The organism is Planotetraspora silvatica, assembly GCF_016863315.1.
Lineage (GTDB): Bacteria > Actinomycetota > Actinomycetes > Streptosporangiales > Streptosporangiaceae > Planotetraspora > Planotetraspora silvatica.
The window spans coordinates 81,896-98,344 of the sequence record NZ_BOOQ01000017.1; the positions used below are offsets into that span (position 1 = coordinate 81,896).

A 16,449-nucleotide genomic window follows, 5' to 3' on the forward strand; every position below is an offset into this window, starting at 1 on the left:
CACGACTGTCTCCATAGACGGAAAAAATTGACGCTGCCGCCGGGCGCCCGTATTGTCCAGGCAACCGGGAACCAGGAGCAGCCCATGAAGCGACTCGCGGCGATCGCGGCTCTGGCGTCGATCGCCACCGCCACCGCGTGTGGAAGTACCGGCCAGGAGAATGCAGGGCAGGGGGGGATCTACACCACGATCGACGGCGACAAGCAGATCAACGCGAGCGCGCCGATCAACCCCTTCAACCCCGTGGGCTCTGTCTTCGACGGCTACAACGGGATGGCGCTGGCCTGGCCGAAGAACGACCCGATCGACCCGAACCAGTTCTATCCCGCGATCGCGCGGAGCTGGACGTCGTCCCCCGACCAGTCGGAGGTCGTGATCCACCTGCAGCCGAACGCCCGCTGGTCGGACGGCAAGCCGGTGACCAGTGAGGACATCCGGGTCTCGATCGGCCTCGCCTACACCCAGGGCGGCACGGCCTACGCGCTCGACCCCAAGGCGGCGGGCGCCGCGGCCACCATCCAGGTGGTGGACCCCACGACGATCCGGATCACCCAGGGCGCGAACAAGAGCAACACGTTCCTCAGCAACCTGCTGTCGACCGTCGTCGTGCCCGCCCACGTCTACGGCTCGCTACTGCCCCGCGACTTCTGGCAGAAGCTCAAGCTCGCCCAGGACGGGAAGGGCAAGCCCGCCGAGCGGGCGAAGACCGAGATCACCGGCCTGGCCGACAAGGTCATCGGATTCGCGCCGCGCCAGGACGTGTCCGCGGGGCCGTTCGTGCTGGAGCGGATCAACCCCGGCGCGGCGCTGCTCAAGCGCAACCCGTACTTCTACGACAGCAAACTGATCGGCCCCGACAAGGTCGAGCTGCTCAACTACACGGGCAACCAGCAGATCTGGAACTACCTGATCGCCGGGAAACTCGACAACGCGCCCTTCACGTCCGTGCCGTCGGCCGTCCTGGACCGCATCCGCGCGGTCAAGGGCAGCCAGGTCATCAAGGGCTTCTCGCCCGTCTCCACGTCCCTGGCGTTCAACCAGGCGCGCAAGCCGTACGACAACGTGCACGTGCGCCGGGCGCTGGCCTACCTGATCGACCGGGCGCAGGTGACGAAGATCGCCGCACCCGAGGGAGGGACGCCCTCCCTCACGACGTCGGGCATCCACGCCGAGGCGGCCAAGGTCTGGCTGGGGTCGGCGTTCTCCGGCCTCGACCCCTACCGGCTCGACCCGGCCAAGGCCGCGGCGGAGCTCAAGGCGGCGGGGATGACGCGCCGGGGGAACAAGTGGGCGCTGCCCGACGGCAAGCCGTGGAAGGTGGAGATCCACGTGCCCGCGTCGTTCTCCGACTGGATCTCCGCGGCCAAGTCGATCAGCAGTCAGCTCACCGACCACGGGGTCGACGCGACGGTCGTCACCGCCGCCGACTACACCCTCTATCTCAGTGAGTTGGCGGCAGGGAAGTACGATGTTGGTTTCTGGCTGATGGGCCTCGGGCCCTCGCCGTACAACATCTACCAGCGCCTGTACGGACAGGCGAACGGCTGGCAGATGTTCGGTGGCCGGCTCGAACACGTCGCGCCGGGCACCGAGGGCAACTGGATGGGCGGCCCGGAGACGGTCGACGTCACCGGCGCGGGCCGGGTCGATCCCGGCGCGCTCACCAGCAGGCTCAGCTTCGCCTCGGCCGGAGAGCAGAAGCAGATCGTCGGCACGCTGGCGAAGGTGTCCAACGAGCAGCTGCCGGTGATCCAGCTGTGGGACTACGTGAACACCCAGTTCGTGAACACATCCCGGTACACGGGCTTCCCCCCGGACGACAGCGAGGCGCTGCGGCTGTCGTCGGGCGTGTGGATGCAGCTCGGCATGATCAGGAAGAGGCAGGCATGACGAAAGCGGTGCGGGACCGTCCGCGGGGAACCGCCCTCGCCCGCCGGGTGACGGGGCACGTCGTCCGCGGACTGGTCATGATCTGGGTCGTCGCGACGATCAGCTTCGTCATCATCAGGGAGATCCCCGGCGACCCCGTCCAGGGGATGTACGAGAGCCTCCTGCAGAAGGGCATGTCGCCGGACCAGGCGGAACGGGCCACGGCCGTGCTGTACGGGTTCCTCCCGACGGGCAGCCTGTGGGACCAGTACGTCGGGTACATGTGGTCGCTGCTCCACTTCGACCTGGGACGTTCGCTGAGCACGCCCGGCGTCGCGGTGACCAGCCTGATCGGTTCCGCCGCGCGCTGGACCGTGCTGCCCGTCCTCGCGGGCACCCTGCTGAGCTTCCTGCTCGGCGTGATCATGGGCGTCTACGCGGCGATCAAGCGATCCGGCAAGCTCGGCGACCTGCTCGCGCTGTCCGGCTCGCTGCTCCACGGCATCCCGGTGTACGTCATCGGGCTCCTGCTCACGGCGATCTTCACGACGCTGTGGCCGATCCTGCCGTCAGGAGGGCCGGTGGACGTGGCGTTCGTCCCGGGGCTGAACGCGGGCTACATCGGCTCGCTGATCCACCACGCCGTGCTGCCCGTCGTGACGTACACGCTCGCGAGCTACGGAGGCTGGATCCTGGCGATGAAGTCGAACGTGGTCGCCGTGCTCGGCGACGACTTCATCCTGGCGGCCGAGTTGCGCGGCCTGAAACGCGGCATCGTGTTCCGCTACCTGGCGCGCAACGCGATCCTGCCGCTGTTCACCATCCTCGCCCTGTCGATCGGCATGTTGTTCGGCGGATCGATCTTCATCGAGGAGATCTTCAACTATCCCGGGCTCGGGCTGCTGCTCGTCAACAGCATCAGCACCCGTGACTACGCGCTTATGGGCGGGACGTTCCTGGTGATCACGGTGGGCATCGTCGTGGCCAACATCGTCGCCGACCTGCTGTACACGGCGATCGACCCGCGGGTCAGGAGCGGGGAGGCGGCATGACCGTCACCGTCATCCCCGAGATGACCGCAGGCACCACCCGCGCGACACTGCGCCGCAACTTCTGGCGCGGGGTGTGGCGGGTGCTGTGCCGCAAGCCGAGCCGCATGGCGGGCGTGGTCATCGTCCTCGGATTCGCCGTCATGGGCGTCGTCGGGCCGCTGCTCTACCCCGCCAACCTGCCGCGGGACGACAACGCGCTCTACGCGCCGCCGAGCCTCCAGCACCTGTTCGGCACGGACTTCGAGGGCACCGACGTTCTCGCGCTCGTCATCACCGGCGCACGTTACGTCCTGCTCACCGGCCTCGCCACGGCGGTCATCACCGTCGCGCTCGGCACCGCCATCGGGCTGTTCGCCGGGTTCAGGCGGGGCAGGTGGGACAGCGCGCTCATGCGGCTCACCGACCTGAACCTCGCGATCCCCGGACTGCCCCTGCTGCTCGTCCTGTCGACCGTGTGGAAGTTCACCAGCCCGATCGAGATGGGCCTGGTCCTCGGGTTGCTCGGGTGGGGCGGCGTCGCCCGTGCCGTACGGTCCCAGACGCTGTCGTTGCGGGAGCGGGGCTTCATCGAGGCGGCGAGAGGGCTCGGCCTGCCCACGAGGCACATCATCGGGCGTGAACTGCTGCCCAGCATGGCGCCCTACATCGCGATGAACATGCTGATCGCGGTGACCGGCGCGGTCTACGCCCAGGTGGGCCTGTTCTTCCTCGGCGTCCTGCCCTTCGACGCCAACAACTGGGGCGTGATGCTGAACCTCGCCGTCTTCAGCGGCGGGGCGCTCACGACCCCCGCGGCGCTGCCGTACCTGCTGGCGCCGCTGCTCGCGATCCTGCTGCTCACGCTGGGCATCGTGCTGATCGTGGACGCGATGGACGAGATCTTCAATCCCCGCCTGCGTGAGGAGTGACCCCGCTTGACCAGAGATTCCGCCGCGCCAGAGGTACGCATCCGCGACCTCACCGTGGTCTACAAGACGCCGGCGGGCGAGTTGCCGGCGGTCTCCGGCGTGAGCCTCACACTCAACCCGGGCACGATCACCGGCGTCGTCGGGGAGTCGGGCTCCGGGAAGTCGACCCTGGCGCTCTCCCTGCTCAACGCCGTGCAGCCGCCCGGCAGGATCGCCGCGGGCAGCGTCGAGATCGACGGGCTCGGGGACGTCCTCCACCTCGGTGGCGAGGACCTGCGCCGCACCCGCGGACGCAAGGTCGGCTATGTCTTCCAGGCCGCGCAGAGCTCCCTCAACCCGCTGAAGACCATCGGCAAGCAACTGCTCGACCTCGGCCGTTCGCACGACGTGGACGACCTGCGTGCGCTGGTGGCCGACGCGAAGGCGCTCCTTGCCCGGATGGGCCTCGACGGGGCCCGCGTGCTCGACTCCCACCAGCACGAACTGTCGGGCGGGATGCGCCAGCGCGTCGGCATCATGCTCGCGCTCGTGCTGAACGCCCAGGTGGTCGTGCTCGACGAACCCACGACGGCACTCGACATGATCACGCAGGCGACGATCCTGCGGATCATCAGGGAGGTCCACGAGGAGCGGGCGCTCACCACACTCGTCATCACCCACGACGTCGGAGCGGTCGCCGAGGTGGCCGACGACCTCGCCGTGATGTACGGCGGGCGCGTGGTCGAGCACGGCCCGATCACCGAGGTGCTCGGCACGCCCCGGCACCCCTACACCCAGGGACTGATCCGGGCGATCCCGCGCCTGTCGGGGGACATCTCGCTGGCCAGGGCGCTGCCCGGCAGGCCTCCCACGCTCGGCACCCTCCCTGTCGCCGGATGCGTGTTCCGGGAGCGCTGCGACAAGCGCATGGAGATCTGCGAGACGGTCGAGCCCGAGACGGTGACCCATGACGGGCGGACGGTCGCCTGCCACGCCGTTGGACGGCCGGCGCCGGTGAAGCGGAGGGAATACGCGTGATCACGGGCACTGCGATCACCAAGACGTTCAAGCAGCGCGGGAACGTCCTCGGCAAACGTGAGGTCCCGGCCCTGCGCGGGGTCGACTTCGCCATCCCGAAGGGCGGAGCGGTCTCCTTCATCGGGGAGTCGGGCTGCGGCAAGACCACCCTCGGCCGGATCATCGCCGGTCTGGAGACCTACGACTCCGGTGAGATCGTGATCGACGGCACCCCGATGTCGTCGCTGACCCACCGCAACCGCCAGCCGTACTACCGCCGGATCCAGCTGATCCACCAGGACCCCTACTCGGCGCTCAACCCCACCCGCACGATCCACCAGACCCTGGAGGCGCCGCTGCGGCTGCGCGCCCGTCAGACGGGACGCTCGAAGTCGTGGGTCGACGTCCGCGCGGAGGAGTTGCTCGACCTGGTGGGGATCGACCCCGGCTACGTGCTGCCGCGGTACCCGCACCAGTTGTCCGGCGGGATGCGCCAGCGGGTGGTCATCGCGCGGGCGCTCACCATGGACCCCGAGATGCTCGTGGCCGACGAGGCCGTCTCGATGATCGACGTGTCGTTGCGGCTCGGCATCCTCGGCCTCCTGCGCGACCTGCGCGAGCGGCTCGGCGTGAGCGTGCTGTTCATCACCCATGACATCGCCACCGCCCGATACGTCGGGGACGAGGGCGAGCTCTACGTGATCTACCGCGGGCAGGTCGTCGAGCGGGGACCGACCGAGACGATCATCGCCGACCCCGTGCATCCGTACACGCAGTCGCTGCTGTCGGCGATCCCGGTGCTGCACGGGCTGGAACGGCCGGGCGCCGAGCAGGTCGTGCCGACCGAGGCGCTCGACGAGGCGCAGACGGACGAGGGCTGCCTCTTCTCGCGCAGATGTCCCTTCAGCACCTCCCGTTGCGAAAGTGAGCGGCCGGTTCTGGGTCACGACGGCGGGGAGAGCGGTGAGGCGACCGTGCAGTTGCACGCCTGCTTCCATCCGCGGCGCAGGAGCGTGATCCCGCAGGGCGTGGGGGCATGACCGACATCCGGCAGGTGACGCCCGGCGCCCGCGTGGAGGACCTCGCGGCGGCCGCCCTCTGGGCCGACGCCGACGCCCCTCTGCTGGTGCGGCGGCTGGCCTCCCCGCCGTCCGGGCGCCGGTGGACGGTGCTCGCCACTCCGGGCCTCGACGGGGCCGTGTTCGCCTCCATGTCCGAGGGCGGTGTGGGACACCTCGACCTGATCGCCGTCGACCCCGCGGCCCGCGGCCGGGGAATCGGCCGCCGCCTCGCCGAGGAGGCGCAGGAGTGGCTGCGCTCGGAAGGCGCCACCGAGGTCAGATTCGCCGGGAACCCGCCGTGCTACGCCTGGCCGGGCATCGACGTGCGCTACACCCCGGCGGCCTGCCTGGCGGAGAGCCTCGGGTACGACCGGTATCGGGTGGCCTGGAACATGACGGCCGACGTCTCGGCCATGGGGAGACTGCTCGACGAGGACGACGCGGTCACCGCACGACTGGCCTCGGCCGGGGTGACCCTCCATGCCGCGCCCGCCGGGGAGCGCGGGGCCGTGGCCGCCTTCGCCCGCCGGCACTGGAACGACGCGTGGGCCTGGGAGGCCGAGCAGGCGACGGGCTGCCACTACGCGTCGCGCGACGGGGAGATCCTCGGGTTCGCCGCGTGGGGCTCCCGCCCCCTCTGGTTCGGCCCGATGGGCACGGCCGAGGCGGCCCGGGGGCTCGGGGTGGGCCGGGTCCTCGCGAGGCGGTGCCTGGCGGAGCAGAGGGCGGCGGGCCTGCGCCAGGTTCAGATCGGCTGGGTGGGCCCTGTCCGGTTCTACTCTCTGGCGTTCGGCGCGCGGGTCGAGCGGGTCTTCTGGCTCTATCGCCGCGCCCTCGGCTGATGTCAGTCGTAGAGCAATTCCACCTGGCCCAACCAGGAGACCGGCGAGCAGAGCCCGCGCGGGTCTTGGCCCGCGTCGAGGTGCTCGCGCAGCGAGGCCGAGCCCCACAGCAGGTCGAGGAACGGGTCGCAGGCGAACTCGCCCGGATACAGCGTGCGGAGGCAGTGGAGCATCGACACCCCGGTGAGCACCGGCCGGAACGCCGACCGGTCGCCGACGTGCGCCTGGACGCCGCGCACCTGCAGACCCGCGTGCTTGCCGAACGTGGGGGTGAACCACGTGTCGCGGAAGCGCACCCCCGCAAGCCCGAGGCCGTTGAGCTCGGGCGCGAAACGCCCGTCCACGTACGGCGCGCCGATCAGCTCGAACGGCCGGGTGGTGCCGCGCCCCTCGGAGACGTTCGTGCCCTCGAGCAGGCCCGTCCCCGGGTAGACGAGCGCGGTGTCCAGCGTGGGCATGTTGGCCGACGGCATCACCCAGGGCAGGCCCGTCTCGCCGAAGTGCCATTCCCGCCGCCAGCCGCTGAGCGGGATCACGTGCAGGTCCGCGTCGATCGTGCGGTTGACGAACAGTGCCAGCTCACCGGGTGTCAGGCCGTGCCGTACGGGGATGGGCGCGCGGCCCAGGAAGCTCGCGCTCGCCGGGTCGAGCAGCGGCCCCTCGGCGTCGACGCCGCCGATCGGGTTGGGCCGGTCGAGCACGACGAAGCGCAGGCCCAGCCGGGCGGCGGTGACCATGAGGTCGTACATCGTCCAGACGTAGGTGTAGAAGCGCGTGCCGATGTCGCTCACGTCGAACACCAGCACGTCGACACCCGAGGCCGCCGCGAGCTCGGCGAGCTCGTCGGGGGGTCTCCGGTAGGTGTCGATGACCGGCAGTCCGGTCGCCGGATCGGTCGAGTCGCCCTCGCCCGCGCCCGCCTGCGCCGTGCCCCGGAGGCCGTGTTCGGGGCTGAAGAGCGTGGTCAGCCGGATTCCGGCCGACAGCAGGGCCGTTGCCGACGGGGTCAGATCGGGCAGGACTCCTGTGGGGTTGGTGATGAGGCCCGCACGGCCGTGACTCGCCGGCCGCGGTGCCGCGAGCAGCTCTTCCAGCCCCGTCCGGACACGAATCATCGGGATAAAATACTCCAAATAGGATATTTAGGATGAAATCACTTGCGGCTCTCGCCACCGAACAGAGCGATCCCCGCTACAGCCGGATCGACACGCTTCCGACGGAGGAGATCGCCCGGCTGATGAACGAGGCCGACGCCGCGGTTCCCGCCGCCGTGGCGACGGCGGTCCCGGTGATCTCGGCCGCGGTCGACGGAATCGCCGCGCGGATCACCGCGGGCGGCCGCCTGCTCTACGTGGGCGCCGGCACGTCGGGACGGCTGGCGGTGCTCGACGCCTCGGAGTGCCCGCCGACCTTCGGCACCGACCCGGACCTGGTCCAGGGCATCATCGCGGGAGGCGAGCCCGCGCTGACCCGATCCGTCGAGGGCGCCGAGGACGACGCGGAGGCGGGAGCGGAGGCCATCCGGGCCAAGGGGGTCGGCCCGGGAGACTCGGTCGTGGGGATCTCCGCCAGCGGACGCGCGCCGTACGTGGTGGCGGCGGTCGCGGAGGCCCGCAGGCGCGGCGCCCTGACGGTGGCGCTGGCCTGCAACACGGGCACGCCGCTCGGCGCGGAGGCGGACCACGCCGTCGAAGTGATCGTGGGGCCGGAGATCGTGACCGGGTCGACCCGGCTCAAGGCGGGCACGGCCCAGAAACTGGTCCTCAACATGATCTCGACGATCACGATGATCAGGTGCGGCCGGACGTACGGCAATCGCATGATCGAGGTGTCGGCGAGCAACTCGAAGCTCGTCGACCGTGCGGTGCGGATCGTCGCGGAGGTCACGGGGGCCGAGATCTCCGTCGCCCGCGAGGCCCTCGAAGGTGCGGACCACGACGTGAAGACCGCCGTCGTGATGATCCAGTGCGGCTTCTCCGCAGGCCAGGCCCGTGCGCTGCTCGCCGACCGCGGCGGGAGGCTCGACACCGCGCTGGGCGCCGATGACTCGCGGGAAGGCGACTGACGGCGCATGCTCGAGGACATTCTCCGGGCGGCGGTCCCGGAGGTCGCGTCCGCAGCTGTCGCGGTGATCGCCGTGGACGGGCGGACCGCGGCCGAGGCGGCCGTGGGAGAGGCGGTGCGCTACGCGGACGCGTCGCAGACCCCGGCTCGGGAGCGCCCGCCGGTCGCGCTCGACTCGATCTTCGATCTCGCCTCGATCACCAAGCTGTTCACGACCGTCGTGCTGCTGTCGCTCGCCGACGACGGCCGGGTGTCCATCGACGAACCGGTGGCGACATGGCTGCCGGATCACTACGGCGATCGGCCGGCGATCACGCTCCGGCACCTGATCACCCATACGGCGGGCCTGCCGCCTGGGCGGCGGGTCGAGGCGGAACCTCCCGAGCGCCGGTGGGACACGATCCTCTCCACCCCGGCTGCCGGTCCGTCCGGGACGCACGTCTACTCCGACGTCGGCATGATCACGGCGGGGCGGATCGCCGAGATCGCCGGGGACGCGCCTCTCGACGTGCTCGTGCGGGAGCGGATCACGGGGCCTCTCGGCCTCGCCGACACCGCCTACCGGCCGGACCCGGCATGGCTGCCGAGGATCGTGGCGACCGAGCACAAGCCTGAGCGCGCGGCGCGGCTGGGGGAGTCCGCGGCGGCCTGCGTCAGGGGAGAGGTGCACGACGAGACCGCCCACGCGCTCGGCGGCGTAGCCGGGCACGCGGGGCTGTTCTCCACGGCCGCGGACCTGGTCCGTTTCTGCGAAGCGCTGCGCGGCGGCGGCGGACTCCTCTCCCGTGAGGCGGCGGCCGAGATGACGCGCGACCACGGTGTCACCGGCAGCGCCTTCCGCCAGGGGCTCGGCGTGCGGATCGGCGACCCGGCCATCGTCGGCCCGCTCGTGGACGCGTGGGGGCACTCCGGCTTCACCGGGACGTCGCTCGTCGTGGATCCCGGCCGCCGGCTGACCGTCGTCCTGCTCACCAACAACGTCCATCCGCTGCGGGGACGGCCCGGCATCCGGGATCTTCGCCACGCGGTCGCCGCCGAGGCTCTCCTGGCCTGATCGCGGTCCCGCCGGGTGTCAGGTCCCGTTCGGAGCCCGGTAGCGCAGGCCGTCCATCAGCAGATCGAGCAGGCGGCGGGCCTGCTCGCGCCGTTCGGGGGCACTGGTGGTGAGGGAGACGCCGCTCAGGCTCGCGAGCACATCGTCCGGCGGGACGTCGGCCCGCACGCTCCCGTCTCCGGCGCCGGCCTGGAGCAGAGCGCCGATCGTGCCGATCAGCCGGTCGCGGCTGTGCGCGTACGGGTTTCCGCCCGAGGCGACGACCGCACGCAGCGCGTCGGCCATCCCGTGCTTGGTCGCCATGTAGTCGACGAAGTGGTCCATCCAGTCGCGCAGGGCCTGGTCAGGAGGCTTGACCTCCAGGAGTTCAGAGGCGGCGTCGCACAACCTCGCGAGCTCGTTGCGGTAGGCCGCCTCGACGAGGGCCTCCCGCGTGGGGAAGTGGCGGTAGAGCGTGCCGATGCCCACGCCCGCCTCCTTCGCGATCGCTTCGAGCGTCACGTCCGGGCCGTCCTGGGAGAACGCGCGCACGGCGACCTCCAGCAAGCGGTCGCGGTTGCGCTGGGCGTCGGCGCGCAGCGGTCGGGCGGGCGGCACGTTTCCTCCTCGTCGGGCGTTCGCAGCTCATTGTCCTGCGGGCGGGCGCAACTTGCTAAACGGAGGTTCCTCCGATTAGAGTCTTCACGTAACGGAGGTTCCTCCGTTTTCAGCGTACCGGCTGGGCCCCCGGTGCGCATGCCCTGGCATGACGTCAATCGTGGCGAGACAGGAACGAAAATGACCGCGACCACACGCATCACCACGCCGTTCACCGCCGAGTCGACCGCTGCCGAGGTCGTCGACGGCATCGACCTCACCGGACGCCGGGTCATCGTTACCGGCGGGGCCTCCGGCATCGGCATCGAGACCGCACGGGCGCTCGCCGGAGCGGGCGCGGAGGTGACTCTGGCGGTCCGCGACCTCGCGGCGGGGGAGCGCACGGCCGAGGACATCGTCGCGACCACCGGCAACAAGCAGATCCTCGTCGCGCGGCTGGACCTCGCCGACCAGTCGTCCGTCGCGGCGTTCACCGCCGCGTGGGACGGTCCGCTGCACATTCTCGTGAACAACGCCGGAATGATGGCCTCGCCCGAGATGCGCACGCCGGAGGGCTGGGAGCTGCAGTTCGCCACCAACCACCTCGGCCACTTCGCGCTCACCACCGGGCTGCACCGGGCGCTCGCGGCGGCCGGAGGCGCCCGCGTCGTGGCCGTCAGCTCGAGCGCGCACCTGCGATCGCCGATCGTCTTCGAGGACATCCACTTCCGGGAGCGGGAGTACGAGCCGTGGTCCGCCTACGGGCAGTCCAAGACGGCCAACGTGCTGATGGCGGTCGAGGCGACCCGGCGGTGGGCGGACGACGGCATCACCGCCAACGCGCTGATGCCGGGCGGGATCCGGACCAACCTCCAGCGGTACGTCTCCGACGAGGAACTCGAGCGCCTGCGCTCCCAGAGCGGCGCCGCGGGTGTCTCGTGGAAGACGCCCGAGCAGGGCGCCGCGACGTCCGTCCTCCTCGCGACGTCGCCTCTGCTCGAGGGCGTCGGCGGCCGTTACTTCGAGGACTGCAACGAGGCGGAGCCGCACCAGCCCGGCACCCGGCGGGGCGTCGCGGCCTGGGCGCTCGACCGCGAGGCGGCCACCTTGCTCTGGCAGGTCTCCGTCGAGGCCCTGGCCGCGTAGGACGCCGGCGTGGGTCAGGCGGCCTTGGGGGACAGCAGGCGGCGGATCTGCTGAGCGGCCTCGCGGCCGGCGCGGTTGGCCCCGACCGTGCTGGCCGAGGGGCCGTAGCCGACCAGGTGGAGACGAGGCTCCGCGACCACGCGGGTGCCGTCCATCTGGATGCCGCCACCCGGGCCTCGCAGCTTGAGGGGCGCGAGATGGCCGATGGCCGAGCGGAACCCGGTCGCCCAGATGATCACATCGGCGCCCGCCACCCGGCCGTCGTCCCACATGACGCCGTCAGGGGTGATCCGGCTGAACATGGGCAGCCGGTTGAACACCCCCTTGTCCATGGCGTCCCTGATGACCTTCGTGTAGGCGAGGCCGGTGGCGCTCACCACACTCTGCGGCGGCAGCCCCGCCCGCACGCGTTCCTCCACCCGGGCGACGGCCGCCCGCCGGCGGTCCTCGCCGTACGCACCTTCGTGGAAGACGAGCGGGCTTCGCGTCACCCAGATGGTCTCCGCGGCGACGTCCGCGACCTCGGACAACACGTGCGTCGCGGAGGCACCCCCGCCGACGATGACCACCTTCGCCCCGGCGAACTCCTCGGGTCCCCGATAGTCGGCGTAGTGCAACTGCCTGCCCCGGAAGTCCGCGGCGCCGGGATAGTAGGGCCAGTGCGGCCGGCTCCAGGTGCCCGTCGCGTTGATCACCGCGCGCGCCGCCCACGTGCGGGGTACGGCGGCGCCCAGGTCCGCGGGGAGGCTCCTGGCGTCGTGTCCCGGATCGTCCGCCGCCCGGCGGCTCGGCTGCGGCTCGGCGCCCGACTCTTCGGCGGCGACCAGGAGCCTGCCGTCCTCGTGACGGGTAACAGAACGGACCTTCACGGGACGCAGGACGGGCAGTCCCGTCTGCCGTTCGTAGTCGGCGAAGTACCCCGGCACCACGTCGGCGGCGAGCAGAGCCGGATCGACCTCAGGAGTCCGGTGAACGCCGGGCAGGTCGAAGATGTCGTGGATCTTCTCCATGGTCAGCGTCGGAGACCGGTGCCGCCACGCGCCGCCGGGTCCCGGCTCGGCGTCCAGGACCACGAATCCGAGCCCGAAGCGGCGCACGAAGTACGCGCTGGACAGGCCGGCCTGGCCGGCTCCGATGACGACGACGTCGACGTCTGTCACGGGAATGCTCGCGGCCGGACCGGTTGCGGTGGTGCTCACGGCCGTGGTCAACAACGCGCCGGGCGTCCGGCTTCCCTCGGGGTAAGTCCTGCCGGAGCTCTGGGCAGCGGCTCCGCCAGTGGCTGCCGGTGGCTGTCGGTTGCTCTGTCGGTGGCCCGGGATACGCTCGCGGATGCCGGGCTCGGACGGGGCCCGGCGTCGCAGCTGTGAGGGGGAGCAATGTCGGTGCTGGTGGCGTTCAGCGTCACGCCGATCGGATCCGGTGAGGACGTCGGAGAGCTGGTGGCGGAGGCGGTCCGCGTCGTGCGCGAGTCCGGCCTGCCGAACCGCACGGACGCCATGTTCACCACGGTCGAGGGTGAGAGCTGGGACGAGGTCCTGGCGGTCGTCACGGCCGCCGTGGCCGCCGTCGAGGCACGGGCGCCCCGGGTGAGCGTGGTTCTCAAGGCGGACTCGCGTTCGGGCGGCGGCCGTCTCGACGCGAAGGTGGCCACCATTGAACGCCACCTGGCGGAGGAGGCGTGACAACCGCGGCCGAGATCCGCGAGGTGGCCGCAGCCCTGCCGCGCACCGAGGAGAAGCTGGTCAGAGACCGGGTCACGTTCCGCGTCGGCCGGATCGTCTACGTGACGATCTCCGCGGACGAGACGTCGATGGGGTTCGCGTTCCCGAAGGAGGAGCGGGCCGCGATCATCGCCGCGGAGCCGGACAAGTTCCACATGCCGCGCCCTTCGGACGAGCGCTACAACTGGGTCCGGGCCTGGCTCGCCGCGCTCGACCACGCCGAGATGGAGGAACTCGTCGTCGACGCGTGGCGCATGGTCGTGCCGAAGCGGGTCGCCGCCGCGTACCTCGCTGAGGTTCGGTGACCCTCTCAGCAAGGCCGCTGAGCGATCAAGGACCCGTTTCCCTGTGGCGATCAGATGCCGGAGGTCGATCGGAGTGCCTCCCGTGACAGCCGGTCGGCGGCCCTCGTCGTCTCCGGAAGGCGATAGCGGGGAGTGAGCGCCAAGACGTTGTGGCAGGCGGTGTCCAGGTCGACGGCGTGGCCGACCGAGACGAAGACCGGCTTGACGCCGTCCTGCGTCCGAAGCACCCGTCCGACGACGTCGCCGTCAAGGCACAGATCGCTCCAGGCGCCTCTCTCGTGCGCCGGCTCGTCGTAGGCGCCCACGAACGCCGTCTTCGCGACGCCGATGGCGGGCAGACCGGTGAGCACGCCCAGATGGCAGGCGAGGCCGAACCGTCGTGGGTGGGCGATGCCGTACCCGTCGCAGACGACCAGGTCGGGTGTGACGGAGAGCCGCTCCAGCGCCTGGATGACGCTGGGCAGCTCTCGGAAGGCCAGCAGCCCCGGCACATAGTCGAAGGCGACCCGCCCGGGCACGGCGACCTGGTCGAGCACCTGGAGCGTGACCCCGTCGAGGATGACGACCGCGGCGGCGAGACGATCATCGGCGTAGGCGACGTCGACGCCGGCCACTCTCGCCGGACGGCGTTCACCCGGCCCGACGAGATCGAGCCGCGACCGCAGCTCCTCCTGGATCAGCTCGGCCTCGCGAGCGGTCGCGGGCATGGTCATGGACAGGCGCATTCTCACAATCGAGGACGATAACCACTGGCACCTCGGCGAGAGCGCGGACGGGTCCGGGTGGCTCATCGGATTCGAACGCACCGGGCCCTGTCACGGAGGCGGTTCGGTGGGGTTCCTACGTCGGCATGCGGGGTTTCAGGGGCCGCATGGCCGCTGCTCCCGGAGCGTGCAGCCCTTGGGAAGCACCGGTCCCTCGTTGGTCCAGCCCATCTGCGTGAACGTGAACTGATCGATCACAGTGCCCTTCGGCAGGCTGGAGAAGTCGGCCGCGCCACCCGTCCTCGCTGGGTCTCGTTTCAGCAGCACATACTTCATGGCCGACAACCTCCCCGTAGCGGGGTCGAAGACGACATGCTGTTCGAGATAACCGTCCTGGAGTGCCCGGGCGATCGTCACAGTGCCTGAGCGACGGACGACCCGTGCACCGGGAAGCTCGGTGAGCATGCGATAGAAGGCGGCACGTGTCGCCGAGGAGATCGGCAACTGCGCGAGGATGTCCGAGCTTGTCCCCCAGAGCCAATCGTCCTTGGTCGGCGTGTCCTCCACGGGTACGTCCCAGGCTTTCTCCGGGTGATCACCCGCAGGCCAGAAACGGAGGAGCGCGGACCTAAGCGTTGAGGGATCGCCGGGCAATTTCATGGACTCCAGGTTCGTCAATGGAGGCCCGGAAAAACCGTTCTGCCAGAACCAACTCCCAAGCAGCAGGTCGAACTTGGTCTGGCCGACGCGTAGGTCGCCATCTCTGCATTTCATGGGATATTCGCAGAACTCCGGGGAACCCGCGCGCTTCCACGCCTCCCGATCGGCGGCGGTAGCCGGTTCCAAACTGAGGAACCGCTTTTCGTCCACCAGGTTCGCTTCAGGACCCCATGCTGCTGTTTCGTCGACGAGGTCTGTGCGTCGCCATTGGACGTGGCTGATGCGCTGCCGCACGTAGTAATTCGATTTTGTCCGCGAGAACCCGTCCTCCTCCATGATCACTCGCCAGTACCGCCCCGATGAAGCTTCCGACCGGTCCGCCGGAGAGGCCGGCACCGGCCCCGTCAGCCGAGGGACCGCCACGATCGTGACGATCACCGCCACCGTGGCGAGCGCCGCCAGGGCCGCCGCCACCGGCATCCCGAACCGCCGTCTCGTCCGCGGGTCCCTCAGCACCCTGGCTCTGACCTCGGCGGTCTGCTCGGGATCGGACGGAGGTACGTCTGGCATGGCGGTGTCGATGAGCTTGAACTCATTCATTCAGGGCCCCATCCCAACGACTCGTTCAGCTTGGTTCTGGCCCGGTTGAGCCGCGAGGCCACCGTGCCGTAGGCGATCTCGAGCGCCGCGGCGACCTCGTCGTAGGTCAGGCCGCTGTAGGCGATGAGCAGGACCACGTCTCGCTCGCCGGGGGACAGACTCGCCAGCGCCCCCGAGAGCCGGCCGACCGTCGTCCCGGCGCTGACCTGGTCGACGATCCGCTGGTCGTGGCGGTCATCGTCCGGCGGCGGCCCCGTTCGGGCCAGCGCGCGGTAGCGGCGCAACTCGCTCCGCCGATGACGGCCGATCAGATTGGTGGCTATGCCGTACAACCAGGGCCGGATCATGCCTTTCTGCGGGTCGAACCGGTGGCGTCGGCGGAACGCGATCAAAAAGGTCTCCGCAGCCAGGTCCTCGGCGATGTCGAGGTCGAGTCGCCGCCCGATGTAGCGGCGGATCTCTTCGTAATGCGCGTCGAAGACGGTGCCGAACCGCTCGGGATCGACGACCGAGACGGCATCGGGGACAGCGATCATGCAAGGGGCTCCCTTGCCGGAAGGACAGGACACACCTTCTTGCCCCTACGGTCAGCACCCTTCCATACGTCTTTCAGACGCATATTCCGGTGGAATCCGGCCTTCCGAGAGTGTGATGCGGGGACGGCTCGGTCGCGCGTGCAGCGAGACCGCCGGAGATGGGCGGGAGAGGGATCGGATCTCGGGTGAGACGGGATCTGGCGTTTGATAATGGTCTTCTCGTGTAGATCCCAATTAGTGAGTGAAGTGAATGTCCGATTCATGCTTTATGTGTGCGAGTTTTTGTCGGTGGGGGTTGTTAGTTTGGCGCTGTGAATGTCGAGCGGCAGGTGATTCCGGAGGGGCTGGCCGG

The 16,449-nt window shown here is 70.1% G+C and carries 17 protein-coding genes; 11 read left to right on the forward strand and 6 right to left on the reverse strand.

Annotated elements, in window-relative coordinates; translation table 11 throughout:
- The first annotated feature begins 84 nt into the window (after positions 1–84).
- The 6 genes from Psi02_RS14530 to Psi02_RS14555 are packed head-to-tail and all read left to right on the forward strand — an operon-like array spanning position 85 to position 6,728.
- On the forward strand, positions 85–1,890 hold the full coding sequence (locus Psi02_RS14530) for an ABC transporter substrate-binding protein (protein ID WP_203974388.1): 1,806 nt from the start codon (positions 85–87) through the stop codon (positions 1,888–1,890).
- Positions 1,887–2,921 (forward strand): ABC transporter permease, encoded by a 1,035-nt coding sequence (locus tag Psi02_RS14535; protein ID WP_203974389.1) that lies wholly within the window; start codon positions 1,887–1,889, stop codon positions 2,919–2,921. Before Psi02_RS14530 ends, Psi02_RS14535 begins: the two co-directional genes overlap by 4 nt.
- The gene (locus Psi02_RS14540; RefSeq protein ID WP_203974390.1) at positions 2,918–3,829 is read left to right on the forward strand and encodes an ABC transporter permease; all 912 of its coding nucleotides are present in this window, start codon (positions 2,918–2,920) and stop codon (positions 3,827–3,829) included. Before Psi02_RS14535 ends, Psi02_RS14540 begins: the two co-directional genes overlap by 4 nt.
- A gap of 6 nt (positions 3,830–3,835) precedes the next feature.
- Positions 3,836–4,846: an ABC transporter ATP-binding protein gene (locus tag Psi02_RS14545; protein ID WP_203974391.1), complete on the forward strand. Its 1,011-nt coding sequence runs from the start codon at positions 3,836–3,838 to the stop codon at positions 4,844–4,846.
- Positions 4,843–5,865, forward strand: coding sequence for an ABC transporter ATP-binding protein (locus tag Psi02_RS14550; protein ID WP_203974392.1), 1,023 nt, complete (start codon positions 4,843–4,845; stop codon positions 5,863–5,865). The genes Psi02_RS14545 and Psi02_RS14550 overlap by 4 nt, the downstream gene beginning before the upstream one ends.
- Positions 5,862–6,728 (forward strand): GNAT family N-acetyltransferase, encoded by an 867-nt coding sequence (locus Psi02_RS14555; RefSeq protein ID WP_203974393.1) that lies wholly within the window; start codon positions 5,862–5,864, stop codon positions 6,726–6,728. The genes Psi02_RS14550 and Psi02_RS14555 overlap by 4 nt, the downstream gene beginning before the upstream one ends.
- A 2-nt stretch (positions 6,729–6,730) precedes the next feature.
- Here the strand turns inward: Psi02_RS14555 and Psi02_RS14560 are convergent, their stop codons facing one another.
- Positions 6,731–7,843, reverse strand: coding sequence for an exo-beta-N-acetylmuramidase NamZ family protein (locus Psi02_RS14560; RefSeq protein ID WP_203974394.1), 1,113 nt, complete (start codon positions 7,841–7,843; stop codon positions 6,731–6,733).
- A 32-nt stretch (positions 7,844–7,875) separates the two neighbouring features.
- Between Psi02_RS14560 and murQ the strand changes: the two genes are divergently transcribed.
- Both murQ and Psi02_RS14570 read left to right on the forward strand, forming a co-directional pair.
- Positions 7,876–8,793 (forward strand): N-acetylmuramic acid 6-phosphate etherase, encoded by a 918-nt coding sequence (gene murQ / locus Psi02_RS14565; protein ID WP_203974395.1) that lies wholly within the window; start codon positions 7,876–7,878, stop codon positions 8,791–8,793.
- A gap of 6 nt (positions 8,794–8,799) precedes the next feature.
- Positions 8,800–9,846: a serine hydrolase domain-containing protein gene (locus tag Psi02_RS14570; protein ID WP_203974396.1), complete on the forward strand. Its 1,047-nt coding sequence runs from the start codon at positions 8,800–8,802 to the stop codon at positions 9,844–9,846.
- 18 nt (positions 9,847–9,864) lie between these two features.
- On the opposite strand, the gene Psi02_RS14575 is transcribed toward Psi02_RS14570, so the two are convergent.
- On the reverse strand, positions 9,865–10,443 hold the full coding sequence (locus tag Psi02_RS14575) for a TetR/AcrR family transcriptional regulator (RefSeq protein WP_203974398.1): 579 nt from the start codon (positions 10,441–10,443) through the stop codon (positions 9,865–9,867).
- Positions 10,444–10,623: 180 nt separating this feature from the next.
- On the opposite strand from Psi02_RS14575, the gene Psi02_RS14580 reads away from it, so the two are divergent.
- Entirely contained in the window at positions 10,624–11,568 is a 945-nt protein-coding gene (locus Psi02_RS14580) for an SDR family NAD(P)-dependent oxidoreductase (RefSeq protein ID WP_203974400.1), read from the forward strand.
- A gap of 14 nt (positions 11,569–11,582) precedes the next feature.
- On the opposite strand, the gene Psi02_RS14585 is transcribed toward Psi02_RS14580, so the two are convergent.
- On the reverse strand, positions 11,583–12,767 hold the full coding sequence (locus tag Psi02_RS14585; protein ID WP_203974402.1) for an NAD(P)-binding domain-containing protein: 1,185 nt from the start codon (positions 12,765–12,767) through the stop codon (positions 11,583–11,585).
- 180 nt (positions 12,768–12,947) lie between these two features.
- On the opposite strand from Psi02_RS14585, the gene Psi02_RS14590 reads away from it, so the two are divergent.
- The gene (locus tag Psi02_RS14590) at positions 12,948–13,253 is read left to right on the forward strand and encodes an MTH1187 family thiamine-binding protein (protein WP_275415195.1); all 306 of its coding nucleotides are present in this window, start codon (positions 12,948–12,950) and stop codon (positions 13,251–13,253) included.
- On the forward strand, positions 13,250–13,597 hold the full coding sequence (locus Psi02_RS14595; RefSeq protein ID WP_203974404.1) for an MmcQ/YjbR family DNA-binding protein: 348 nt from the start codon (positions 13,250–13,252) through the stop codon (positions 13,595–13,597). The genes Psi02_RS14590 and Psi02_RS14595 overlap by 4 nt, the downstream gene beginning before the upstream one ends.
- A gap of 50 nt (positions 13,598–13,647) precedes the next feature.
- Here the strand turns inward: Psi02_RS14595 and Psi02_RS14600 are convergent, their stop codons facing one another.
- The 3 genes from Psi02_RS14600 to Psi02_RS14610 form a co-directional block, all read right to left on the reverse strand.
- The gene (locus Psi02_RS14600; RefSeq protein ID WP_239094891.1) at positions 13,648–14,322 is read right to left on the reverse strand and encodes an endonuclease V; all 675 of its coding nucleotides are present in this window, start codon (positions 14,320–14,322) and stop codon (positions 13,648–13,650) included.
- A gap of 135 nt (positions 14,323–14,457) precedes the next feature.
- Positions 14,458–15,435 carry a hypothetical protein gene (locus Psi02_RS14605; RefSeq protein WP_203974406.1) on the reverse strand — a complete coding sequence of 326 codons (978 nt, stop codon included), beginning with the start codon at positions 15,433–15,435 and terminating at the stop codon, positions 14,458–14,460.
- A 122-nt stretch (positions 15,436–15,557) separates the two neighbouring features.
- Positions 15,558–16,097 (reverse strand): RNA polymerase sigma factor, encoded by a 540-nt coding sequence (locus Psi02_RS14610; protein WP_203974408.1) that lies wholly within the window; start codon positions 16,095–16,097, stop codon positions 15,558–15,560.
- Positions 16,098–16,449: the final 352 nt, after the last annotated feature.